Origin of the sequence: Aeromonas sp. 602200, from assembly GCF_049173895.1 — a bacterium.
Lineage (GTDB): Bacteria > Pseudomonadota > Gammaproteobacteria > Enterobacterales > Aeromonadaceae > Aeromonas > Aeromonas veronii_A.
Window position 1 is genome coordinate 1 of the sequence record NZ_JAAKSL010000005.1, and the last position, 22921, is coordinate 22921.

Below are 22921 nucleotides of genomic sequence, written 5' to 3' on the forward strand. Positions count from 1 at the left end.
GAAGCGAGCCCTGAGATGAGTCATCCCTGACCCCTTGAGGGTCCTAAAGGGCCGTTGGAGACCACAACGTTGATAGGTGGGGTGTGTAAGCGCAGTGATGTGTTGAGCTAACCCATACTAATTACCCGTGAGGCTTAACCATACAACACCCAAGAAGTGTTTCTGGCCTTGTAGCGAATGAGCGAACTACTTAAATTCAGTGATAGTGACAAGCCAAGCGCAACATCACTACTCACGTCAGCTTTCTAGATTAAGAATTTGCCTGGCGGCCATAGCGCCGTGGAACCACCTGATCCCATGCCGAACTCAGAAGTGAAACGCGGTAGCGCCGATGGTAGTGTGGCATTCGCCATGCGAGAGTAGGACACTGCCAGGCACCCAATTAAACGGTGATGTGAAGAATCACGTCACTGGCTGCGAGGATGACACCTCATAAGAAGCGGCAAATGATTTAGCGCAAGCTAACCGAATGCGGAGCGGTAGTTCAGTCGGTTAGAATACCGGCCTGTCACGCCGGGGGTCGCGGGTTCGAGTCCCGTCCGCTCCGCCACTAATTTAAAGGCCTTCCCAGATGGGAAGGCCTTTTTGCTATGGGCGGTTTTTACCCACTAACCCCGATGGTTGCACACCAGAACCAACACAAAGCCCAGTCTGACGACTGGGTTTTGATGTTTTAGCCTGCTGGTGAGCTGCCGACATCCCACCGCGATGGCAATACCTTCCCCCTGTTGGCGTTCTTGCTACTGTTTCCAGCTCTGTATCGCATCACACCCCACCTTGGCCATAGTGCATGACGATTAAATCAGGCCATCTTGCAACGGTACGTCATCGCTTCCGCTTGTTTGTTTAATCCCCTTGTTTGTTTATGGATTTATTCTATTAAAACAATCCCTTATCAAGAGTGAGCTGTTCTGCAGCAGGAATGCTATGCGAAATAAATGATAATGATTATCGTTTGAATGATCGGGTCGGGGTCGTTACAATGCGGGCTGATTAATAAAGTGCCTTTCAAATGAGCCTTTTCTAATGCTGCGTCTGGCCGGATGCTAGGGCGTTGTAATGAGTGAAGTAAGGGAATACGTCACCTTCCTACTAAAAATGTTCAGGCTAAAACATGACAACAGTGAAACCGAACAAGCTTGCCTTGCTGATCTGCTCCCTTCTTGCGACCCAGGCCTATGCTGCCAAACAAGAGGTGATGGTCGTCACCGCTTCCGGCTTCCAGCAGAAGATTGAAGACTCAGCTGCCTCCATCTCCGTGATTACCCGTGAGCAGCTGGAGAAACGGGCATATCGCGATGTGACCGATGCCCTGAAGGATGTTCCCGGTGTTGTGGTGACCGGCGGTGGCAGCAGCAGTGATATCAGCATTCGTGGTATGGGTTCGAAATACACCCTGATGCTGGTTGATGGCAAGAAGGTGGATAGCCGTGGCACTCGCCCGAACAGCGATGGTCCGGGTATCGAGCAGGGCTGGCTGCCGCCACTGCAGGCGATTGAGCGCATTGAGGTCGTCCGTGGCCCTATGTCATCCCGTTATGGTTCCGATGCCATGGGGGGCGTGATTAACGTCATTACCCGCAAGACCACCGGTCTGGCTTGGCAGGGCTCGGTTCACGCTGATTCGACCTTCCAGGAGAACAAGGATGCCGGCAATAGCTTCCAGACCGATGCCTATACCGCAGGTTCACTGATCGATGGCGTGTTGGGGCTGCGTTTCCACGGTCAGCTTGCTCATCGTGGTGAAGACAAATTTACCCAGGGTTTTGCCGAGCAAGAGACTCGCAGTGGCACGGCGGTGCTCAGCTTCAAGCCTGATGACCATAACCGCTTCGATCTGGAAGCCAGTCGTAGTCTGCAGGATCGGGATCGCACGGCCGGCAATTCGCTGGCTGCCAAGGCGAAAGATAGCCTTAACCGATACGAGCGCACCAACTATGCGCTGACCCATGATGGTCAGTATGATTTCGGCTCTTCCAGCAGCTATCTGCAGCAGGAGACCAACACCAATCCCGGCCGCCAGATGGAGCTCACCAACACCATCGCCGATACCCACACCCAGTTCATTCTGGGGGATCACTACCTGAGCGTCGGTGGGCAGTATCGTTATGAGGATCTGCACGATCAGGGCAATACCCTGAAAGTGGCCAACCCTGCCGAGCAGCTGACCCGCTGGAGCTGGGCGATGTTTGTCGAGGATGAGTGGTCACTCACTGACAGCTTTGCCCTGACCGGTGGCGCCCGCATGGATCGGGACCAGAACTACGGTTCTCACTGGAGCCCGCGCCTCTACGGCGTTTGGCATCTGGATGATAGCTGGACCCTGAAAGGAGGCGTATCGACCGGTTACCGCTCTCCTGACTTGCGAATGTCGGCGGCCAACTGGGGTCAGGTCACCGGTGGTGGCAGCCTGGATGGTATGCTGGTCGGTAACCCGGACCTCAAACCCGAGACTAGCGTGAGTGAAGAGATCGGCCTGCTGTGGAACGGTCATCAGGGCTTCAACGCCGGGGTTACCCTGTTCAACACCGACTTCAAGAACAAGATCTCCGAAGTGCGTCGTTGCACCAGCAAGAGCGATCCCGCCTGTACCCTCAATGGTCACAGCTATGACTTCATCAGTGATCGGGTCAACGTCGACAAGGCGAACATGCGCGGTGTCGAGGGGATGATGGATTGGGCCATCAATGAGGATTGGTCGGTCAGCTCCAGCTACACCTTTACCCAGTCCGAGCAGAAGAGTGGTCCACTGGCGGGTCATGCCCTCAACCAGATGCCCCGTCACATGTTCAACGGCAGTGTTGACTGGCAAACCACCGAGGATCTCAGCCTCTGGTCACGGGTCAACTTCCGTGGCGAGACCTCCGAGTACCTGAGTCGGGTCAAGATGGCGGAGGGGACTCCTTCCTATACCTTCTTTGACATGGGCCTGGTCTACAAGGCCAACAAGCATCTGGATCTGACCGCCGGGGTCTACAACCTATTCGACAAAACAGTGGATTACAGCAGCTATGGCACTGTGCTGGATGGTCGCCGCTACAACCTGGGCGTGACTTACAACTTCTGATAGGGAACCCGTCATGCGGCCGCCATCTTCCGATGGCGGCCGTTTTTATTGCGCGTCCGTCAGGGGACTATGCCTGATAGGCGGCGGCTTGCCAGGTATTGCGCCCCAGTCCCTTGGCCTGATACATGAGGGCGTCAGCCTGCCGCAGTAGCTGGTCGGCATCAGCCTCTCTCTCTGCGGCTACCCAGACTGCCCCAGTGCTGATGGAGAGGATCACCTCGCCGCTGCTGGTGTGCAGGGTTTGCCGGTTGCTCTCCAGGCAGATCCGCTCGGCCCATTGCTCTGTCTCTGCCAGCGTGGCCAGCGGCAGCAGCAGGCAAAACTCTTCGCCGCCGATGCGGGCCAGCAGAGCCTCTTCGGGCAACAGGTTGGTCACAGTCGTGGCCAGCTTTTCCAGCAACAGATCCCCGATGCCATGACCAAAGCGGTCATTGGTCTCCTTGAAGTGATCCACATCGAACAGCAGCAGAGCACAGGGAGCCCCGCTTGCCAGTCGTTGCTCCATGGCGGGCATGAATGCCCGTCGGTTGAGCAGGCCGGTCAGGGGGTCGGTACTGGCTTGCTTCTCCAGTCTGGCGTTGGCGCGGCTCAACTCGGTGGTACGGCTGGCAACAGCGCGGCGCAGTTGCACTATGTAGGCCACCATGATTAACACTCCGGCCAACAGCAGCCAGGGACCGAGATGGATGGGGTAGACGGTTTCGACATGCATCCATTTGCGGATGATCCGCTCCCGATCGCTCTCTTTGAGCTTGGCGAACCCCTCTTCCAGCCGGTTTAACAGGGCAAGGTCGCCCTTTTTCACCGCAAAGCGGATCTGGTCGGTATAGAGGTGGCGAACCGGAATAAAGCGGGTGGGATCGTCCGAGGTATAGATGTAGAAGTTGGCGACCTGCAGATCGGCGATAAAGGCCTTAATGTCGCCCCGAAAGGCCGCCGCCAGCAGGGTGTCATTGTCGTCGAAGGTCTGCAGTCTGGTGCCGGGGAAGTAGCGTCTGGCGTAATACTCCTCGTAGCCACCGGCTACCACACCGACCGTTTCATGGAGCAGGTAGTAGTGGACATCGGTGCCGCGCAGTTCGCTCGAGAAGAAGAGTTGGGAGTCGAGCTGGGCGAGAGGCCGGCCATAGTCGAACAGTTTGTCCCGCTCCGGTGACCAGAGCAGTCCGGCGTGAACATCCGCTTTCCCCTCATGGAGCAGGTCGAGAGAGCCTTGCCAGTCGACCAGCCTGAACTCGATCTTCTGGCCGGTGACCCTGGCATATTCACGCCACAAATCGATCAGCAGGCCATCCGGCTGGCCCGACTCATTGATATAGGAGAAGGGCTGCCAGGCTTTGGAGTTGGTAATGATGATCGGCTCTTCCGGGGCTTTGGCCCAGGCAGGCAGGGCAAGGGCGAGCAGCAGGAGCCCCCATCCGATACTGACTATGACTCCTGTCCTGGAAGAGGCCATCCTTGCTCCAATCCGTTGCCGTATACCGTCCCGTGGTCACCGATTATCACCACCTTTCTGATCGAAGAACAAGCGCTCAAATGATGAAGTTTGCATGATGTAAACGGCGCCATGACAAGGTCGGCGGATAGAGTGACTACTTACAGCGGCAGGCTGATCCGCGCCTCCAGCCCACCTTGTGGCCGATTGAGCAGGGTCAGTTCGCCGCCGTGCTGATGGACCAGAGTGCGGGCGATGGAGAGGCCCAACCCGACACTGCCGGACTCGGTGTTGCGCGCTTCATCGAGCCGCACGAACGGCTTGAACACATCCTCCAGCCGCGCCGGATCGATCCCCGGCCCGTTATCGCAGACCCGGATCAACAGCTCCTCCTTGCAGCGCTCCAGCGACACTTCGGCGCTGCCGGCATATTTGATGGCGTTGCCGATCAGGTTCTGCAGCACCCGGCGCAGGGTGTTGGCTCGGCAGGCGTAGACCTCTTTGCCCTCCGCCAGACAGGTGACCGGCTGGCCGGTATCGGCATAGTCATCGCACAGGCTGACCAACAGGCTGACCAGATCCAGCTCGCGGGTAGCCTCCTGCTGCCCCTCCTCGCGAGCAAAGCTGAGGGTGGCCGCCAGCATCTGCTCCATTTGTTGCAGGGTCTGCTGGATGCGCTCCTTGTCCTCGCCATCGGCCAGAAACTCGGTGCGCAGCCGCAGGCTGGTGATGGGGGTGCGCAGATCGTGGGAGATGGCCGCCAGCATCCTGGTTCTGTCCTGCACGAAGCGGTCGAGCCGGGTGTGCATCCGGTTGAAGGCCTGAATCGATTCGCGGATCTCGGTCGGCCCCTCCTCTTTCAAGGGCTCGATATCCTCGCCCCGTCCTAGCCGCTCCGCATTGCCTGCCAGCTGCTTGAGCGGGCGGGTGGCACGGCGAAACAGCAGCACCATCAGCCCGATCACCAGACTGGCGACCAGCATCAGGTTGAGGGTGGTCTGCCACGACCAGCTGCCCGCCTCCTTGTCGACCAGCGAACTGAACTGCAGCCAGCCCCCCTGGGGCAGTTCGATGGAGCCGTAGAGCCGCATATCCCGCGGCGGGGGCGGCCCCTTGCGATCCCGCATCATGCGGGCATGATGTTCCCACGCCTTGCTGCGCTGAGTATCCTCTTTCAGTTCGGCACTGATCTCGACAGTGAGGCCGGGAGGGTAGTTGAGGCGCGAGCGCACCAGCTGCTCGAAGCGGGGACTGCGGTTATCCGGTTGCAGCGGCTCGTCGGAGAGGCGCAGCAGCAGGGTCTCGCTGCGGCTCGCTTTGAGGATCTCGTCATAGAGGGACGGGGGGGAGAGGGAGAGCAGCCGTACCACCGAGATGATCCGCTGCATGGCGTTGCGGCTGTTGACGAAGCCGAGCGCCTCCTCCCGATCCGTGCGGTAGATCTGGATGCTGAGCAGCTGGATCAGGATCAAGCCCGCCAGCGCCACCAGAATGATCTGGCCGGTCAGTCCCTTGGGCCACATCCGTGCCCATAGCCGTTTCAGTGCATTCACTACTTATACCTGCGTCACATCGGCGGAGAACATATAACCTCCACCCCAGATGGTCTTGATCAGCTCCGGATTCTTGGGATCCCGCTCCAGCTTGCGGCGCAGGCGGCTCACCAGAGTATCGATGGCGCGATCGAAGGCTACCGCCTCGCGGCCACGGGCCAGATCCAGCAGTTGATCCCGGCTCAGCACCCGTTGCGGACGTTCGAGAAACACCTTGAGCAGATCGAACTCGGCGGTGGAGAGGCTCAGGCCCACCCCATCCTCATCGACCAGCTCCCGGCGATTGACGTCGAGCAGCCAGCGATCGAAGCGCAGATCCCGGGTCAGGGTCTCGGCGGCGGGCTGGGTCTCTGCCTGGGTGCGGCGCATCACCGCCTTGATCCGCGCCAGCAGCTCGCGCGGGTTGAAGGGCTTGGCCAGATAGTCGTCGGCCCCCATCTCCAGCCCTATGATGCGGTCGGTCTCTTCCCCCATGGCCGTGAGCATGATGATGGGCAGGTTCGATTTGACCCGCAGCTCGCGGCAGAGGGTCAGGCCATCTTCACCCGGCATCATCAGATCCAGCACCAGCAGGTCGAACTCCCGCTCCTCCAGTAGCCGCTTCATCTCCTTGCCATCCCGGGCGCAGCTGACCCGCAGGCCGTGCTGTTCCAGAAAGCGCTTCAAGAGATCGCGGATCTCGCTGTGATCGTCGACCACCAGAATGTGGGTGTTGCCCTGGTTCATGAATACCTCCCCTGCTTGGCGTTGGCACGAGTATACGAAAATCCGCCCTGCGGTTTGTGTCAAAGTGTGCCAGATCCGCACGATGCCACACTCTGCTACAAAAAAGGGCGATGCTGGCAAAGTTCAGACACCGATAGGGTGTTTACTTGAGAGCAAGGCAAGAGCGCCGAACCAGAATCATCCCTACAGGAGATAGACCATGAAAAAGCTGACCAAAACCCTGCTGACCGCCACCCTGATCCTTGGCCTGCCGCTGGGTGCCTATGCAGCCAGTGAAGCAGCCCCCACCGGCCAGCCCGGTTCCATGGTGGATTGCCCGATGGACGGCGGCGGCATGATGGGTGGCAAACACCACGGTGGTCGCCACGACAAGATGGCCCGCATGCAGAACATGACCCCGGAGCAGATCCAGGCCAACCTGCAGCAACGTTATGACCGTATTGAAGATCCGGCCAAGAAGGCGGAGTTCATCAAGAAGCTCAACGAGCGTGCCGCCGGCATGACCAAGCACGCCGAAGCGATGAAGCAGTTCGCCGAAGCGAACCAGTAACAACGCCAGCTGTTATCAACCCAAGGGTGGCCGAGGCCACCCTTTTTGCGTTTACTGCGTTGAGCAGCAGATTGGCTGAACGCTGGTGATTGCCAATAAAAGAGGGGGAGCCTGATGCTCCCCCTCTTGCTATCTGTGCCGGTGCGGGTGTGCAACCCACTTCACCGGACGAGCGAACTTAGCCCTGAGCCTTGTCGCTCAGCTCTACTTTCTTGACGGTTTCGCCTTCGAACTTGATGACCACGTTTTTCTTGGCGGCGTCGGTATCTTTCAGCAGGGTTGTGGTTGTCTCTGCTAGCAGCGGAGAGGCCTTGTTCAGGGCATCCAGATCATAGGTCCACACTTCCAGACCGGATTCAGTCTTGGTGGTGGCAGGAGCGCCCAGCTTCTCTTTAATAGCCTGCTTGTTGGAGCCGCCTTCCTTGATATCCAGTGCCTTCTTGATGGCTTCGTTGGATGCGCTGTCCACTGCACCGGATACGGCGGTATTAGCTGCATCCTTGACGCTGCTGGTGACGCTGTCGGTCAGCGAATCCATCAGGCCGGCATTGGCAAACAGGGGCAGGGTGGTGAGGGCAACCAGCAAACTCTTTTTCATTTTCTACAGCTTCCATGGGTTCAATGAGGCGGCTATGAAATCAGCAAAGATATTGGGCGTCAAGTGAGGCATGCAATTAACATTTCTGTTAACTGGGTCTCATTTCTCACCAGTCGCAAACAGTTTTGGTATCTCCCGCACCAGCCAGCTTTTGGCCTTGCCCATGGTGTCTCGCCGCCAGGCCAGCACCACCTGCAGCTGATGGCGGTACTCGGGGCTGATCACCTTGAGCCGACCGGCCCGGATGTCCTCCTCAATCCAGCTCTGTGGCATGGTGCCGACCCCGATCCCTGCCAGCAGGGCATCCCGTTTCTCCGTCATGGTGCTGACAGTGAGGCGCGGCTGCTTGTCGAGCAGGCGGTAGGTGAGAACCGGCTTGCGCAGGGCTGTGTCGGCCACCGCGATGGCGCGGTAGCGGCGCAGGGTCTCGTCGGCCAAGGGTTCGGGCTCCTGATGCAGAGGATGATCGGGATGGGCGACGTAGAGCATCACCTCGTCCTTGATCACCTGATGCTTGATACCGGTCATCATGATGTCCGGGTTGATGGAGGAGATAAGCAGGTCGGCGCGGCCATCTTCCAGACACTCCCAGCTACCCGCCAGCACCTCGGCCCGCAGCCGCAGTCGGGTATCGGTCTGCTCGGCCAGCTTCTCCACCAAGGGGTAGAGGGCCTGCACCGGGACCAGCGCATCGACGGCGACTGTGATGTCGGTCTCCCAGCCACGGGCCAATGCCCGGGTCTCGCCTACCAGATGTTCGGCTGCCTCCAGCAGCACCCGGCCGCGCTCCAGCAGCATGCGTCCCGCCGGGGTGAACTTGGTGCGGTGGCCACTGCGGTCAAACAGCATGGCATCCAGTTCGTCTTCCAGCTTCTGCACCGTATAGCTCAATGCCGAGGGCACCTTGCCCAGCTCGTCGGCCGCCGCCGCAAAGCTGCCGCGGCGGTCGATGGCGTCCAGCACCCGGATTGCCTCCAGGGTCAGCGCCCGCTCCTTGTTCGATTCCTTGGCCATTCCTCACCTTCAATTTTTTTGAATATGTTTGCCAGTTTATCTCGCTAACAAGTTAGGTCATGTCACTTTAATATTCAATCAACGCTTAGGCAGGAACGTCGAGCGGCCAAATATGCGGGTAGTTCCGCACTGTGACACACCAAATCGGTCTGTCTGATGTCGGTGAAAGAACAACACACTATTTGAATAACCTCTTGCATGGATGCATTGATTCTGGCCGAAAAGGCCTTGGCAATGACATATAAAACAAGAGAGTGAATGAACATGAAAAACGTAATCAAGATGCTGGCCGTTGCAGGCCTGATGACCACTGGTTTCGCCCAGGCTTCCGTACCGGCTGACTTCAATGCCATGCCCGGCGTGCTGTTTGTGAACTGGAACGCCACTGCCGCAGTGGATGGCAAAGCCAATCCGATGCTGGAAGTGCGTGACGAGTCTGGCGATCTGCTGGCATCAGTCCACGCCAACCTGACTGGCACCCAGCAGGTGCGGATCCCGAGCCGTACCCAGGGCAACCTGACCGTCAGCCTGGCTGACCAGAGCAGCGAATACCGTATTCCGTTCGGCATCGGTAGCGGCAAACAGCGTTAATCAACCGTCCCGGTAGGTGAGGAGCAGACCATGATGCAATTGAGAGCCGCAGAAGCGCGGGGCAAGGCCAACTTTGGCTGGCTGGACGCGCGCCACAGTTTCTCCTTCGGTCACTACTATGACCCGGAGTGGATGGGGCACTCGGTACTGCGGGTGATCAATCAGGATCTGGTTGCGCCGGGTGGCGGATTCGCCACCCACCCTCACGCCAATATGGAGATCCTCACCTGCGTGCTGCAAGGCACCATAGAGCACAAGGACAGCCTCGGCCATGCCGAGCAGATCCCGGCAGGGGATTTCCAGCTGATGAGCGCAGGCAGCGGGATCCGCCACAGCGAGTACAACCCCTCGCAGACGGAACCCCTCTCCCTGTTGCAGATCTGGATCGAGCCGAATGAAGTCGGCACGCCACCCGGATATCAGCAGAAGAAGATCGAGTCCAGACCGGGCATGACGCTGGTGGCGTCACCGGATGGTGAGGCAGGATCGCTGCGGATCCGCCAACAGGCCCGCGTATGGCGGCTGGAACTGACCCCGGGCGAGACGCTCGAATGGGTACTGGCTGGCCGACACGGTTACCTGCAGATGATTTCAGGGGAGCTTGCCGCCAACGGTCTGGCTGCCCGACCCGGCGACGGGGTACTCAGTCGTGATGAATACCGGTGGGATCTGGTTGCGACCAGTGCCAGCCAAGCCCTGTTATTTGACCTACCCTGAAGCAGTCAGCGGTGATGTGACACAAACGAGGAATATGAAATGGACAAGATGAAAGATGTAGCGCTGCTGGCGGGTCGTGTACTGCTGGCGCTGATGTTCGTAATGGCGGGCTGGAGCAAGATCGGCGGGTATGCCGGTACTCAGGGCTATATGGAAGCGATGGGTGTGCCCGGCTTTATGTTGCCGCTGGTAATCCTGCTTGAGCTGGGTGGTGGCCTTGCCGTCGTGCTGGGTCTCTTTACCCGCAGCCTCTCCGTGCTGCTGGCCGGTTTCACCCTGATGGCTGCCTTTATTTTCCATTATCAGCCTGCCGAACAGATGCAGATGCTGATGTTTATGAAGAACGTCTCAGTGGCCGGTGGTTTCCTGGCGCTGGCGGCAGCCGGAGCAGGGGCTTTCAGTGTGGATGCCCGTCTCGGCAAAAACTGGTAACAGCCAGTCAGTTTGAGTTTTCCAATGCCTTTTGGCCGGTGCCCTGCACCGGCTTTTTTCTGTCTGCGTTTTCCGGGTCGGTAAGGCAGCTGCACAAATCTGCGGCCCCCCTCATGGTTCGGCGGTTTGCCCGCCTGCTGGCCACAAGTGCCTTTTGCATCTTATCCCCCGATCCCCGACAATTCCCTATCTTGTGAAGTGACGGAAATGGCTCGCCTTTTCCCTCGCCCCCTCTCATCCACAGGCGGGAATTGCTCATGTTTACCCTCTACCACTCCAATCAGCTGGATCTGCTCAAAGAGCTGCTGGTGAGCCGCATCCGGCAGGCCCCTCTCTCTCACCCCTTCGATCGGGAGCAAATTCTGGTGCAGAGTCCGGGCATGGCCCAGTGGCTCAAGCTGGAGCTGGCCAAGGCCTTCGGCATCGCCGCCAATATCGACTTTCCGCTGCCCGCCAGCTTTATCTGGGAGATGTTCACCCGGGTGCTGGCAGATGTGCCGCGCCAGAGCCCCTACAACAAGGGCTCCATGAGCTGGCAGCTGATGACCATTCTGCCTGCCTTGCTGGAGCGGCCCGCCTTTGCCCCGCTCGCCGCCTATCTGGGCGGGGGAGATGAGGAGGATTCCGCCAGGGATCCCGAGCAGGTGCGGCTGTGGCAGCTCTGCCAGAAGGTGGCGGATCTCTTTGACCAGTATCTGGTCTACCGGCCGGACTGGATCGCCCGCTGGGAAGAGGGGGAAGGATTGAGTCAGGAGCTGGCCGGGGTGAGCGGTCAGGATTGGCAGCCCGAGCTGTGGCGCGAGCTGGTGGCCCGCACCTTGGCGCTCTCTCCGAGCGGCTACCACCGCGCCAACCTCTACGAGGAGTTTATCCACGAGCTGGCGCGCACCGCCGATCTGCCGGGCAAGCTGCCGCAACGGGTCTTCGTGTTCGGCATCTCGGCGCTGCCGCCGCGCTATGTGGAGGCGCTGCTGGCCCTCGGCAGCCGGCCGGAGGTAGAGGTGCACCTGTTTGTCACCAACCCCTGCCGCTACTACTGGGGGGATCTGCTGGATCGCAAGACCCTGGCTCGGTTGGAGAACAAGCTCAAACCCGGCACCGATATCGAGACGTTGCAGGGCCCCGCCAACCCGCTGCTCGCCTCCATGGGCAAGCTGGGGCGCGACTACCTGCACCAGCTGATGGAGCTGGAGGTGCCGCAAATCGAGGCTTTCGTCGATATAGACGAGCTGGATGGCAAGGGCAATATCAAGCTGCTGCATGCCATCCAGAAGGATGTGCTGGAGCTAGGTTCGCGGGGCGAGGGTCAATTTGATCTCGACAGCAGCCACCACAAGAGCCCCATCGATCCGGCGGATGGATCCTTGCAGATCCACGCCTGCCACGGCCCGATGCGCGAACTCGAGGTGCTGCACGACCGGCTGCTGGCGCTGTTCGAACAGGATCCCGCCCTCACCCCGAAAGATGTGGTGGTGATGATGCCGGATGTGAACAGCTACGGCCCCTATATTCAGGCGGTGTTTGGCGCACGGGGTCAGATCCCGTTTGCGGTCTCGGATCGGGCGGCGAGTCAGGAAAGCCCGCTGCTGCAAAGCTTCCTCGCCCTGCTCAGGCTGCCCAACGCCCGCTTCGGGGCGGGCGAGCTGCTCGCCATTCTCGAGGTGCCCGCCGTGCTGCGCCGCTTCGAGCTGGATGACGACGAGTTCAACCAGCTGCGGGTCTGGGTGCAGGAGACCGGCATCCGCTGGGGTCTGGACGACAGCTACCCAGTCCGCTTCGATCTGCCGCCCATGTCCGGCAACAGCTGGCTGTTCGGCCTGCGCCGCATGCTGCTCGGCTTCGCCATGGGGGATGGCGAGCCGGTGGCGGGCATCCTGCCCTACGCCGATATCGAGGGTCAGCAGGGGCTGGCACTCGGCAAGCTCGCCTGGTTTGTCGACTCGCTGGCCGAGTTTCTGCCCCGCCTGCAACAGGCGCAGCCGCTGGTCGAGTGGAACGCCTGCCTGCTGGCGCTGCTGGAGCGCTTCTATCTGGCCGACGAGGATGAAGAGCGTCAGCTTCAGCTGATTCGCAGCCAGCTGGTCGAGTGGCAGACCCGGCTCGGCGAAGCCCGCTTCGAGCAGCCCATCACCGCCGACCTGCTGCAGGATTACCTCGGCAGCGTGCTGGGGGAGTCCCGCTCCAGCCAGCGCTTCCTCGCCGGTCAGGTCAACTTCTGCACCCTGATGCCGATGCGCTCCATCCCCTTCAAGCAGGTCTGCCTGCTCGGCATGAACGATGGCGTCTACCCGCGTACCCTGGCTCCCATGGGGTTCGACTTGATGGCGGTGGCGTCGCGGCGCGGGGATCGCTCCCGTCGTGATGATGACCGCTACCTTTTCCTCGAGGCACTGCTCAGCGCCCAGCAGGGGCTCTATATCAGCTATCAGGGCTTCAGCGCGCAGGACAACAGCGACAAGGTGCCGTCGGTGCTGTTGGCGGAGCTGATCGACTATGTGCGGCAGGGCTTTGTGCTGGCGGGGGATGAGGATCTCGACGACGAAACCTCCGGCAAGCGGCTGCTCAACCATCTGATGGTGGCGCACCCGCTCACCCCCTACAGCCGCAACTACTTCTATCCGGAGCCGGGTTCACGCCTCTTTACCTATGCCGCCGACTGGCTGCCCGCTCTCAATCCGGTGCGCGGCGCGGCCAACTTCCAGAGCGGCGAGCTGCCTTTGCCTCCCGAATGGGGCAAGGAGCAGGGGCTGGAGCTGGCGGAGCTGCTGCGTTTCTATCGCCAGCCCACCAAGTATTTCCTCAACCGCCGCCTCAAGGTGTGGTTTGAGTTGAACGAAGCCAACATCGAGGACAGCGAGCCGTTCGAGCTGGATGGCCTGCAACATTATCAGCTGAAAGATCTGCTGCTCGATGCCCATCTGGCGGAAGGAGATAGCACCGAGCGTCGCGAGCGGTTGCAGCTCACCGGCCTGCTGCCGCAAGGGTGGTTCGGCAGCCTGCTGCTGGACGATCTGGATGCCGAGATGGGCAAGCTGGCGGATCGGTTGCGCCCTTGGGTTGCGGCCAATGAGTCAGAAAAACAGGCGGTGGAGATCGATATCTCCCTCACTCAGGGCCAGCTGCAAGGGTGGATTGACACCCAGAAGGGGCGCTTGCTGGTGGTCAAACCCGGCAGCTTCAACGGCAAGGATCTGCTGCTGGGCTGGATCCAGCACCTCTGCCTCTCATTGAGTGGCGCCCCCGGCGACACCCTGCTGTTCGATGCCAAACAGAGTCTGCGACTGCCCAAGCTCTCTGCCGACGAGGCGCGGCCCAAGCTGGCGGCGCTGGTGGCGTGCTGGGCGCAGGGGATGAAACGGCCACTGCCGTTTTTCCCCAACACCGCCTGGGATTGGCTCAAGGCGATCGAGAAGGATCCCGACAAGCCGGAGGCGGCCGACAAGGCGGCCCTCACCCGTTTCAACGGCGGCTGGATGATCAATGGGGAGGGGCAAGACGTTTACGTTGCCCGCTGCTTCCCCGAACTCGATGACGAGGTGCTGGGGCAGTTGCAGGCGCTGGCCCGCGAACACCTGACCCCGCTGCTCAAGACCCTGGAGGAGCTGAAATAATGGCTAACCCGCTCAATACCCTGCGTTTTCCCCTCCATGGTGAACGACTGATCGAAGCCTCCGCCGGTACCGGCAAGACCTACACCATCGCCGGCCTCTACCTGCGCCTGCTGCTGGGCCACGGCCCGCTCATTGAAGAGGGCGCCGATGCCGGTCAGCCGAGCGCCCATGAACGGCCGTTGTCAGTGACCGAAATTCTGGTGGTGACCTTTACCGAAGCGGCCACCGCCGAGCTGCGCGGGCGGATCCGCGGTCGCATCCATGAGGCGCGGCTCGCCTTTATGCGCGGCCATAGCAATGATGCCCTGCTGGCCCAACTGCTGGCAGAGGTGGAGGATCACGAATTGGCAGCCCGCCGCCTGCTGGCTGCCGAGCGGCAGATGGACGAGGCGGCGGTCTTTACCATCCACGGCTTCTGCCAGCGGATGCTGAAACAGAACGCCTTCGAGTCGGGCGCCCTCTTTGAAACCGAATTTCTTACCGACGACAGCCAGCTCAGGCTGCAGGCGGTGAGCGACTACTGGCGTGCCGAGTTCTATCCGGTGGATAAAGCCCTCGCCAGCGCGGTGCGCGCGCTCTGGCCGAGCCCCGCCGCCCTGCTGCGGGAGATGGGCAGCTGGCTCGACAACAGCGAGCTGGAGATCCACCCCGCGCTGGGGGATGAGACCCTCGCCGCTCGCCATCAGGCGGCCATGAGTCGCATCGCGGCGGTGAAGAGCGAATGGCTGGCGCAGACGGACGAGATCCGCCGCCAGACCGACGGCCAGATCAGCCGCTACACCGGCAAGAACTACGAAGGGTGGCTTGCCAAGATAGCTGACTGGGCGCATGACGAGAGCAGTGGCTACACCATCCCCAAGGAGCTGGAGCGCTTTGGCCAGACGGTGCTGGAGGAGAACCTCAAGAAGGGGGGCGCTGTGCCGACCCTGCCGCTGTTCAGTCAGATAGACGAGTTGCTGGCGAGCCGCCCCGGTATTCGGGATCTGATCCTGCAACGGGCGGCCAAGGTGGTGCGCAGCCGGATGCAGGCCAGCAAGCGTCAAGCCCATCAGCTCTCGTTCGATGATCTGCTCAAAGATCTCGACGGGGCGCTTGGCTCAAGCCTTGGCGAGCGGCTGTGCGAGCGCATTCGCGCCACCTATCGGGTGGCGATGATCGATGAATTTCAGGATACCGACCCCCAGCAGTACCGCATCTTCCATCGGCTTTACGGCGGCCACACAGACACGGCGCTGTTGATGATCGGTGACCCCAAGCAGGCCATCTACGGCTTTCGCGGCGCCGACATCTTTACCTACATTCAGGCGCGGCGAAATGTGAGCGCCCACTACACCCTGGGGCGCAACTGGCGCTCCAGCTGTGCGCTGGTGGGGGCGGTCAACGGCCTGTTCGAGCGGGCCAAGGATCCCTTTATCTACGAGGCGGATATCCCCTTCCTGCCGGTGGAGGCGCAGGGCAAGAGCAAGGCGCTGCTGCTCGATGGCGCCACCGCGCCGGTGCTCCACTGCTGGCAGCTGAGCGGCCAGCCGACCTTCAATCGGGGGGATTACCAGAGCAAGATGGCCCGCGCCACCGCCGCCGAGATCCACCGCCTGCTGACGCTGGCCCGCGAGGGCAAGGCATTGATCGGCGACAAGGCGGTGAAGGCCGGAGATATCGCCGTGCTGGTGCGAACCGGCGCCGAGGGCAAGCTGGTGCAGCAGGAGCTGGCGCGCCTCGCCATCGCCTCCGTCTACCTGTCGAACCGCGAGAGCGTGCTGGAGCAGACGGAGGCGCGGGAGATCCTGCTGATTTTGCACGCCTGCCAGAACCCGAGCGAGGAGCGCAGCCTGCGGGCGGCGCTGGCGACCGGGCTGTTTGATCTCGACGCCAAGGCGCTCGATGGGCTGGCCAGCGACGAGCGGGCGTGGGAGAGCGCGGTGCAGGAGTTTATGGAGTACCGCAAGATCTGGCACCGCCGCGGCGTGCTGGCGATGCTGCGGGCCCTGCTGCACCGGCGCAATCTCGCCTCTTCCCTGCTGGCGAGCCCCTATGGCGAGCGGCGGCTGACCAACTTCCTCCATCTCGGCGAGCTGCTGCAACAGGTGAGCAGCGAGCTGGATGGGGAATATGCCCTGCTGCGCTGGTTGGGGGAGGCGGTGAGCCGCCCCAACGGGCAGGATGCGGAGCAGGTACTGCGCCTCGAATCCGAGCGCAAGCTGGTGCAGATCGTCACCATCCATAAATCCAAGGGGCTGGAGTACCCGCTGGTGTTCCTGCCCTTTATCTGCAGCCACAGAACCGCCGAGACCCCGCTCTATCACGAGGCGGATGAGGCGGGCAATCGCACCATTCTCGATCTGACCGGCGCCGACTCGTCGCTCGCAGAAGCTGACAGGGAGCGCCTTGCCGAAGATTTGCGGCTGCTCTATGTGGCGCTGACCCGGGGCGTCTACGCCACCTGGCTGGGGCTGGCGCCGGTGCGGGCGGGGGCGGGCAAGTCGGAGAAGACCGACCTGCACCACACCGCCATCGGTTACCTGCTGCAAAAGGGCGAGGAGGGGGATGCCGAAACCTTGGCGACAGCCCTCACCGAGCTGGCACAGGCGCTGCCCGGAGTGGCCGTCGGTGAGCCCTCGCTCACCCGTCCGGCCCCGCTGCCGCCAGAAGAGGAGCTGCTGGGCGAGCCGCAGGTGCGCCACTTTAGCGGTTCACTTGAGCGGGACTGGTGGATCAGCTCCTACTCGGGGCTGGCTGCGCAGGGCCACGGCCACAGCAAGGGCGTACTCGCCAATCCCGGTTTCGATGACGAGGTCGTGACCGAGGCGGCTGCGCTGGCTTCCGAGCAACCGGAGGAGGCGCCCCAGCCCTCCATCTTCACCTTCCCGAAGGGGGCGCGCCCCGGCACCCTGCTGCACAGCCTGTTCGAGACTATCGACTTTCAAAGCGCCGGCGGCGAGCCGCTGGCAGAGCATATCGCCAGTCTGTTGCTGCAAGACGGCTTCGACGAGAGCTGGGCTCCGGTGCTGCAACAGCAGGTGGAGGCGGTGCTGGATACCCCGCTCGATACCGGCTTTGGCGAGCCGGTACGGCTGCGGGATCTGGCCCCCGAGCGCAAACAGGTGGAGCTGGAGTTCTTCCTGCCCATGGGGCGGGTGACGGCACCGGCGCTGACCGCCCTCTGCCAGCAGCATGACCCGCTGTCGCGGGGCAACAAGCCGCTCAGCTTTGCCACCGTGCAGGGGATGCTCAAGGGCTTTATCGATCTGGTGTTCGAGTGGCAGGGGCGCTGGTATCTGCTCGACTACAAATCGAACCACCTCGGCATGAGCCCCGCCGATTACAGCCGTCCGGCGCTGGAGCGGGCGATGGCCGAGCACCGCTACGACCTGCAATACCAGCTCTACTCGCTGGCGCTGCACCGGCTGCTCACCCTGCGTCTGCCGGGCTACGACTTCGAGCAGCATTTTGGCGGGGTCTTCTATCTGTTCCTGCGCGGTATGCCGCAGGGGGGCATTTTCCATACCCGCCCCAGCCGTGAGCTGGTGCAGGGGCTGGATGAGTTGTTTAGAAACGGTGATCGCTCTGGCAGTGTTTCATCAACAGAATTAAACGAGGTAGAGGCATGAGCGGCACCATGATCAGCACCGCGACCAGCGCAATGATGGTTGAACGGCTCAAAACACTGGCGCTGGCTGGCCGCATCCGCCAGCTGGATCTGCAATTTGCCAGGCTGGTGGCCGACCTTGGCGGCAGCCCCGAGCTGGTGCTGGGGGCGGCGCTCACCTGCTTCGAGCTGGGGCGTGGCCATGTCTGTTTGCCGCTGGAGATGCTCATCGCCGGATCCCTGCGCCCGTTCGGGCTGGATCCCCAGCAGAGCCGGGATCTGCTGCTGGATCTGGCGGATCCTGCCCGCTGGCCCGCCCTGTTTGCGGCTAGTCCCCTGGTTGGAACCGAGCAGGATGAGGGGCTAACCCCGCGCTGGCCGCTGCGGCTGTGGCACGGGCGGCTCTACCTCACCCGCTACCACGATTTTGAACTGGGGGTGGCCCGCCATCTGCGCGCTTTGAGTGAACGCGCTGAATGGCCGGAGATCGCTCCCGCCCTGTCGCGGCTGTTTGCCCGCGACTACGGGTTGGTGTTCGCGGCGCTGCTCAAGGCCCGCCTCGCCCCCGACTTCTCGGCCCGCCACTTTATCGAGAAGTATCTCGATCTGGTGTTCCCCAATGAAGTGGATTGGCCCGCCATCGAGGGGCTGCTGGCCAGCGCCCAGGCGGCGAGCGATTTGATCAAGCTGGATGCGCTGGTGCCCGAGGCGCTCTGCTGCAACGGCCAGAAGCTGGCGGCGGCCACCGCGGCGGCGCGCCCCTTTGCGGTGATCTCGGGTGGCCCCGGTACCGGCAAGACCACAACTGTGGCCAAACTGCTCGCCATTCTGGTGGAGACCGGCCTGCAAGCGGGCAAGGCCCCGGCGATCCGGCTGGTGGCCCCCACCGGCAAGGCGGCGGCGCGCCTCACCGAGAGTATCGGCTCTGCCCTGCAGGCCCTCGATCTGCCCCCCGAGTGGGTGGAAGCGATCCCCACCGAAGCGGGCACCTTGCACCGGCTGCTCGGGGTCATTCCGGGGCGCAGCCAGTTCCGCCACCACGCGGGCAACCCGCTGCACCTCGACCTGCTGGTGGTGGATGAGGCCTCCATGGTCGATTTGCCGATGATGGCGCGCCTGCTCGATGCGTTGCCAAGCCACGCCCGCCTGATCCTGCTCGGCGACAAGGATCAGCTCGCCTCGGTGGAGGCGGGGGCCGTGCTCGGCGATATCTGCAGCTTTATCGAACAGGGCATCAGCCCGGCGCAGGCGGATTGGCTCTCCCGTCAGACCGGCTACCGCTTGCAAGGCACGCCCGCGGGAGCGCCGGTGCGCGACAGCCTCTGTTTGCTGGCCAAGAGCTGGCGCTTTGATCAGCATTCGGGCATCGGTCAGCTGGCGCGCGCCTGCAACAGCGGCGATGCCACAGCGGTGGAATCAGTCTGGGGCGCAGGATTCGCCGATATCAGCCTGCACCCCTGGGCCGGGGAGGCCTACGATGCCCTGATTGCCCAGGGGGTAGCCGGTTACGGCAGCTATCTGAAGGCGGCCCGCGCGGGGGAATCGCCCGCCGCCGTGTTCAAGGCATTCAACAGCTTCCAGATCCTCTGCGCCCTGCGCGATGGCCCGTTCGGGGTACTGGGACTTAACGAGCGGCTCGAACTGGCCCTGTCACGGGCTGGCCTGATTGCCCGCGATGGCGACTGGTATGCCGGTCGCCCGGTGATGGTGGTGCGCAACGACCATGGCGTTGGCCTCTACAACGGTGATATGGGGCTCTGCCTGCCCGATGAAACCGGGCGGTTGAAGGTATGGTTTGAGCAGCCGGACGGCACATTGCGGGCCCTGCTGCCAAGCCGTTTGCCGCCCCATGAGACGGTCTACGCCATGACCATCCACAAATCCCAGGGCTCGGAGTTTGCCCATACTGTGCTGGTGCTGCCCGATAGCTCGAGCCCGCTGCTCACCCGCGAGCTGGTCTACACCGGCATCACCCGCGCCAAGGCGAAACTCGATCTCTACGGCGATCGCGCCCTGCTGGCACAGGCAGTACGGAAAAAGACCGAGCGTTATTCCGGATTGGCACAGAGGTTGGGGGAGTGATTGATTGGATGGCGGTAAAGGGATTTGCCGCCGTTTTAATGTCATTCACTAATTGAAAATTCAGAGGGAGGATTTATTTGCTCAAAAACCCACTCCGAAAAAACTTTTTCAACATCCCATCTATTATAATTTTCGTCAGGGTAACGTTTTCTCATCAAATCTGACTTACAGGAATTAAACTCATGATATTTTTCCATGAATTTCTTGGACAGTTCATTTAGTTCACTGTCACTGTTAATTATAAAAAACGGCAATTTTATTATGGGTGGTTTCAGTTGAGTTGTGATTGGTGTAGACAGTGTTTGATATGTATCACAATGCACTTCACTTTTTCTTATGTGTTGAAATAAACTATATTCAATAGTTCCTTTTTTATAATAGTAAATCTCACAGTAAAATTCTGCATTTGACCCATCTTGAGCTTCTGGATAGGTAATAAACTCAATGTTTGGGAATGGTATAGTCAAACCCTCGTTGTAGTAATTAACAACAGGCAAGGTCTTAATAATTCTGTTCTTATATTTTAAGTGGTAGTCAAACTGTCTTGTATTCTCAAAATATAAGTTTTGCCACCAGTAATTACCCCCCTCATGTTCTACATTTCCAATCTCAATAGTGAAATCAGGATCATTAGAATAGAAGGCTTGGCTAATACCGTCATAGTCCCAACATTTGGCATCTTCTAAAAGAATGGAGAATCTATCAGGGGCTTTTAGATTGAGGCCGAATCTTTCACGCCACATCGTTCTGACATCAATTGGATTGGCACATGAATCTAATGGTGTATTAGCATCATTTGTCCGTGAATAAACAACACCAGCTCGTATGGATTTACCTTGATAACTGTATTCTTTTGTCAGGTAATATGGTTTTAAAGGCTCATTAAATATTGTTAGGATTGCTAACTTGGCTTCATTAAATTGTAAAAATTCAAGCTGAATGTTTGGGATGTTATCTTCACTAAAACTTAGTCTTCTAAGCGCAGTGATAATATCTGCTTGAGTATATTTTTTATCACTGTCATTTAATCCAACTACTTCTAATGAATCAGATATTCCGAAAGCTATGTATCTATTCCCATTGTGAATTACATTAGCCATACATAGAATATCATGGACCATTGCAGCCATATTGTTGTGGAATTTTTGTTTGAAGTCCCACCAGAGACCTTCTTTACCTTTTGAGAGTAAGTCATTAATGATGCTGTTCATTAAATAAAACCATGAAGTAATGTAAATTGTATTTTGTAATTGTCGTCAGTTTACCTTCAAATATGGTCGCAATGGAACTATTTACATGCTTATAAGCTGAACTCGCATGTTGGGCTTCGCAGGCTCAGCACCAACCTACCGATTGTGTAGGTTGGTGCTGAGCGTAGTGAAGCCCAACGTTTACCGCGAAATCTCTTTTTCCTTCCCCTCATCACCGACCCTTCTCCTCCTTTTCTAATAAACGGGAGAAGGGAGTAATGCCGTCACCGCTGTCCGATTACGCTTCGCTAATCGAACTTACGAGAGGGCCAGGGTGAGGGGAGCATTCAGGTATTAGATGGTCAGCTCCAGCCGGTTGCCTTCCGGGTCGAGGAAGGTGCTCTCGTAATAGCCGTCGCCGGTCCAGCGGGGGCCGTCCAGGTGTTTCACCTCGGCGCCCTTGAGCAGCTTGAGGCGGGCGCTCATCTTGTCCACCTCCTCCACGCTGCCGAGGGAGAAGGCGAGATGGGCCAGCCCCTGCAACGGGTGCGGTAGAGTGAGATCTGCCGGAAACAGTATGGGGGTGTGCATCAGCTCCAGGCTGGCGCCCCCTTCGAAACGCACGAAGTAAGAGCTGAACTGTTTGCTCGGGTTGTGATAGCGCTCATTGGCCTGCCCGCCAAACAGGGTGCAGTAGAATGCCTTGAGTGCCTCCAGATCCTGTGCCCAGATGGCGACGTGATGGATATGCATGGCTTGTCTCCTGTGACTCGATGCCCTTGATGCTATGCTGGGGCCTGTCCCTTCGACATGGCTGAGCCCGTCCTGATGATGTCTGAAACTGCCAACACCGAGATTATCGATGTCTCCCCCGACTGCCGCGAGCAGATCTGCTGTGACAGCCTGTTGCCGGCCCTTGCGCAGGAGCAGGTGTGGCTGGTGGGCTATTCCCGCCTCAAGACCCGCTACCGCATCGCGCGCCGCCTTGCCGATATGCACTGTTTTCTGCTGACCCTGGGCGGCGAGGGGGAGGTGCTGGTGGGGGATCGCCGCGAGCGGTTGCAGGTCGGCGAGTGGGCGCTGATCCCGGCCGGGGAGCCGCTCTGCTATCAGTTGAGAGAGCAGCTTAATGAGCCGTTGAACCAGCAGGTGAATAAGGGGAGTGAGTGGGAGCTGGTGTGGCTGCTGCTGCACAAGGATTCCCCCTGGGGTACCTTCGCCAGCCACCCCCGGCTCGGTTGTACCTCCCAGCAGGCCACCGTACTGCGCACGATCGAGAACCTCTATGCGGAGCAGGAGCGCCATCAGGACCCGCTGCTCAGCGCCCTGCTGGTTGAGCAGCTCGGCTTTTACCTGCGCCGTCTGTTGCAAAAGGGGGAGGGGCAGCGGCGTGGCGAGCGGCTGGCGCTGCGCCTCGAATTGCTGCTCAAAGAGGCGCTGACCGAGCCGTGGGACATAGCGCGCATGGCCGGCGCCCTGCATCTCTCCGAGCGCCAGCTCTACCGGCTCTGCCAGCAGCACTTCGCGCTGGCGCCCATGGCGCTGCTGCAACGGCTGCGGCTGCAGCGGGCGGCGCTCTTGCTGGCCAGCCGGGCCGACCCGGTGAAGCTGCTGGCCGAGCAGTGCGGCTTCAAGAACGAGTACCACTTCTCCACCGCCTTCAAACGCCAGCATGGCCTGGCGCCCAGCCACTATCGCAACCTGCATCATCCTGCCTTTAAAACCGGACAAGGGTGAAATATTGAGCCACACTGGTTGCTAATGTTATT

The 22921-nt window shown here is 60.2% G+C and carries 16 protein-coding genes, 1 tRNA gene and 2 rRNA genes; 12 read left to right on the forward strand and 7 right to left on the reverse strand.

Features of this window, described 5'->3' with window-relative positions; genetic code table 11:
* From G5221_RS08085 to G5221_RS08100, 4 genes are all read left to right on the forward strand, one after another.
* Nucleotides 1-142, forward strand: a 23S ribosomal RNA gene (locus G5221_RS08085); the annotation flags it as partial.
* Between the two features lie 119 nt (nucleotides 143-261).
* Nucleotides 262-376 (forward strand): 5S ribosomal RNA (rrf, locus tag G5221_RS08090).
* A gap of 97 nt (nucleotides 377-473) precedes the next feature.
* Nucleotides 474-550 (forward strand) — tRNA-Asp (locus G5221_RS08095).
* 564 nt (nucleotides 551-1114) lie between these two features.
* A complete protein-coding gene (locus tag G5221_RS08100) occupies nucleotides 1115-3067 on the forward strand; it encodes a ligand-gated channel protein (protein WP_421263062.1) in 1953 nt (650 codons plus the stop codon).
* Nucleotides 3068-3134: 67 nt separating this feature from the next.
* Here the strand turns inward: G5221_RS08100 and G5221_RS08105 are convergent, their stop codons facing one another.
* The 3 genes from G5221_RS08105 to G5221_RS08115 form a co-directional block, all read right to left on the reverse strand.
* Nucleotides 3135-4523 carry a transporter substrate-binding domain-containing diguanylate cyclase gene (locus G5221_RS08105; RefSeq protein ID WP_216960363.1) on the reverse strand — a complete coding sequence of 463 codons (1389 nt, stop codon included), beginning with the start codon at nucleotides 4521-4523 and terminating at the stop codon, nucleotides 3135-3137.
* A gap of 140 nt (nucleotides 4524-4663) precedes the next feature.
* Entirely contained in the window at nucleotides 4664-6025 is a 1362-nt protein-coding gene (locus G5221_RS08110; protein ID WP_247824154.1) for an ATP-binding protein, read from the reverse strand.
* Nucleotides 6026-6058: 33 nt separating this feature from the next.
* Nucleotides 6059-6781 (reverse strand): response regulator, encoded by a 723-nt coding sequence (locus tag G5221_RS08115; protein WP_005336534.1) that lies wholly within the window; start codon nucleotides 6779-6781, stop codon nucleotides 6059-6061.
* A 199-nt stretch (nucleotides 6782-6980) separates the two neighbouring features.
* Between G5221_RS08115 and G5221_RS08120 the strand changes: the two genes are divergently transcribed.
* Nucleotides 6981-7331 (forward strand): hypothetical protein, encoded by a 351-nt coding sequence (locus G5221_RS08120; protein ID WP_201938816.1) that lies wholly within the window; start codon nucleotides 6981-6983, stop codon nucleotides 7329-7331.
* Between the two features lie 178 nt (nucleotides 7332-7509).
* Here the strand turns inward: G5221_RS08120 and G5221_RS08125 are convergent, their stop codons facing one another.
* Entirely contained in the window at nucleotides 7510-7929 is a 420-nt protein-coding gene (locus tag G5221_RS08125) for a hypothetical protein (protein ID WP_247823631.1), read from the reverse strand.
* Nucleotides 7930-8028: 99 nt separating this feature from the next.
* Nucleotides 8029-8943 carry a LysR family transcriptional regulator gene (locus tag G5221_RS08130; protein ID WP_043821788.1) on the reverse strand — a complete coding sequence of 305 codons (915 nt, stop codon included), beginning with the start codon at nucleotides 8941-8943 and terminating at the stop codon, nucleotides 8029-8031.
* A 258-nt stretch (nucleotides 8944-9201) separates the two neighbouring features.
* Between G5221_RS08130 and G5221_RS08135 the strand changes: the two genes are divergently transcribed.
* From G5221_RS08135 to recD, 6 genes are all read left to right on the forward strand, one after another.
* Nucleotides 9202-9534, forward strand: a complete 333-nt coding sequence (locus tag G5221_RS08135; RefSeq protein WP_236280149.1) for a hypothetical protein — start codon at nucleotides 9202-9204, stop codon at nucleotides 9532-9534.
* Nucleotides 9535-9564: 30 nt separating this feature from the next.
* The gene (locus tag G5221_RS08140; protein WP_421263063.1) at nucleotides 9565-10251 is read left to right on the forward strand and encodes a pirin family protein; all 687 of its coding nucleotides are present in this window, start codon (nucleotides 9565-9567) and stop codon (nucleotides 10249-10251) included.
* A gap of 39 nt (nucleotides 10252-10290) precedes the next feature.
* Nucleotides 10291-10683, forward strand: a complete 393-nt coding sequence (locus tag G5221_RS08145; protein WP_005336513.1) for a DoxX family protein — start codon at nucleotides 10291-10293, stop codon at nucleotides 10681-10683.
* A gap of 257 nt (nucleotides 10684-10940) precedes the next feature.
* Entirely contained in the window at nucleotides 10941-14294 is a 3354-nt protein-coding gene (gene recC, locus G5221_RS08150; protein WP_421263064.1) for an exodeoxyribonuclease V subunit gamma, read from the forward strand.
* A complete protein-coding gene (gene recB / locus G5221_RS08155) occupies nucleotides 14294-17902 on the forward strand; it encodes an exodeoxyribonuclease V subunit beta (RefSeq protein ID WP_421263065.1) in 3609 nt (1202 codons plus the stop codon). Before recC ends, recB begins: the two co-directional genes overlap by 1 nt.
* Nucleotides 17899-19962 carry an exodeoxyribonuclease V subunit alpha gene (gene recD, locus G5221_RS08160; RefSeq protein ID WP_421263066.1) on the forward strand — a complete coding sequence of 688 codons (2064 nt, stop codon included), beginning with the start codon at nucleotides 17899-17901 and terminating at the stop codon, nucleotides 19960-19962. The genes recB and recD overlap by 4 nt, the downstream gene beginning before the upstream one ends.
* Nucleotides 19963-20003: 41 nt before the next feature.
* On the opposite strand, the gene G5221_RS08165 is transcribed toward recD, so the two are convergent.
* Nucleotides 20004-21173 carry a helix-turn-helix domain-containing protein gene (locus G5221_RS08165; RefSeq protein ID WP_421208930.1) on the reverse strand — a complete coding sequence of 390 codons (1170 nt, stop codon included), beginning with the start codon at nucleotides 21171-21173 and terminating at the stop codon, nucleotides 20004-20006.
* 333 nt (nucleotides 21174-21506) lie between these two features.
* The gene (locus G5221_RS08170; protein ID WP_421235933.1) at nucleotides 21507-21905 is read right to left on the reverse strand and encodes a VOC family protein; all 399 of its coding nucleotides are present in this window, start codon (nucleotides 21903-21905) and stop codon (nucleotides 21507-21509) included.
* Between the two features lie 75 nt (nucleotides 21906-21980).
* Between G5221_RS08170 and G5221_RS08175 the strand changes: the two genes are divergently transcribed.
* Complete coding sequence (locus G5221_RS08175) at nucleotides 21981-22889, forward strand: helix-turn-helix transcriptional regulator (protein WP_376889535.1); 909 nt, start codon at nucleotides 21981-21983, stop codon at nucleotides 22887-22889.
* Nucleotides 22890-22921: the final 32 nt, after the last annotated feature.

Coding starts and splice junctions, on each gene's coding strand:
- G5221_RS08175 (WP_376889535.1), top strand. CDS start 21,981: ATGATGTCTGAAACTGCCAACACCGAGATTATCGATGTCTCCCCCGAC.
- G5221_RS08130 (WP_043821788.1), bottom strand. CDS start 8,943: ATGGCCAAGGAATCGAACAAGGAGCGGGCGCTGACCCTGGAGGCAATC.
- recC (WP_421263064.1), top strand. CDS start 10,941: ATGTTTACCCTCTACCACTCCAATCAGCTGGATCTGCTCAAAGAGCTG.
- G5221_RS08140 (WP_421263063.1), top strand. CDS start 9,565: ATGATGCAATTGAGAGCCGCAGAAGCGCGGGGCAAGGCCAACTTTGGC.
- G5221_RS08125 (WP_247823631.1), bottom strand. CDS start 7,929: ATGAAAAAGAGTTTGCTGGTTGCCCTCACCACCCTGCCCCTGTTTGCC.
- recD (WP_421263066.1), top strand. CDS start 17,899: ATGAGCGGCACCATGATCAGCACCGCGACCAGCGCAATGATGGTTGAA.
- G5221_RS08115 (WP_005336534.1), bottom strand. CDS start 6,781: ATGAACCAGGGCAACACCCACATTCTGGTGGTCGACGATCACAGCGAG.
- G5221_RS08120 (WP_201938816.1), top strand. CDS start 6,981: ATGAAAAAGCTGACCAAAACCCTGCTGACCGCCACCCTGATCCTTGGC.
- G5221_RS08170 (WP_421235933.1), bottom strand. CDS start 21,905: ATGCATATCCATCACGTCGCCATCTGGGCACAGGATCTGGAGGCACTC.
- G5221_RS08110 (WP_247824154.1), bottom strand. CDS start 6,025: ATGTGGCCCAAGGGACTGACCGGCCAGATCATTCTGGTGGCGCTGGCG.
- G5221_RS08165 (WP_421208930.1), bottom strand. CDS start 21,173: ATGAACAGCATCATTAATGACTTACTCTCAAAAGGTAAAGAAGGTCTC.
- recB (WP_421263065.1), top strand. CDS start 14,294: ATGGCTAACCCGCTCAATACCCTGCGTTTTCCCCTCCATGGTGAACGA.
- G5221_RS08105 (WP_216960363.1), bottom strand. CDS start 4,523: ATGGCCTCTTCCAGGACAGGAGTCATAGTCAGTATCGGATGGGGGCTC.
- G5221_RS08145 (WP_005336513.1), top strand. CDS start 10,291: ATGGACAAGATGAAAGATGTAGCGCTGCTGGCGGGTCGTGTACTGCTG.
- G5221_RS08135 (WP_236280149.1), top strand. CDS start 9,202: ATGAACATGAAAAACGTAATCAAGATGCTGGCCGTTGCAGGCCTGATG.
- G5221_RS08100 (WP_421263062.1), top strand. CDS start 1,115: ATGACAACAGTGAAACCGAACAAGCTTGCCTTGCTGATCTGCTCCCTT.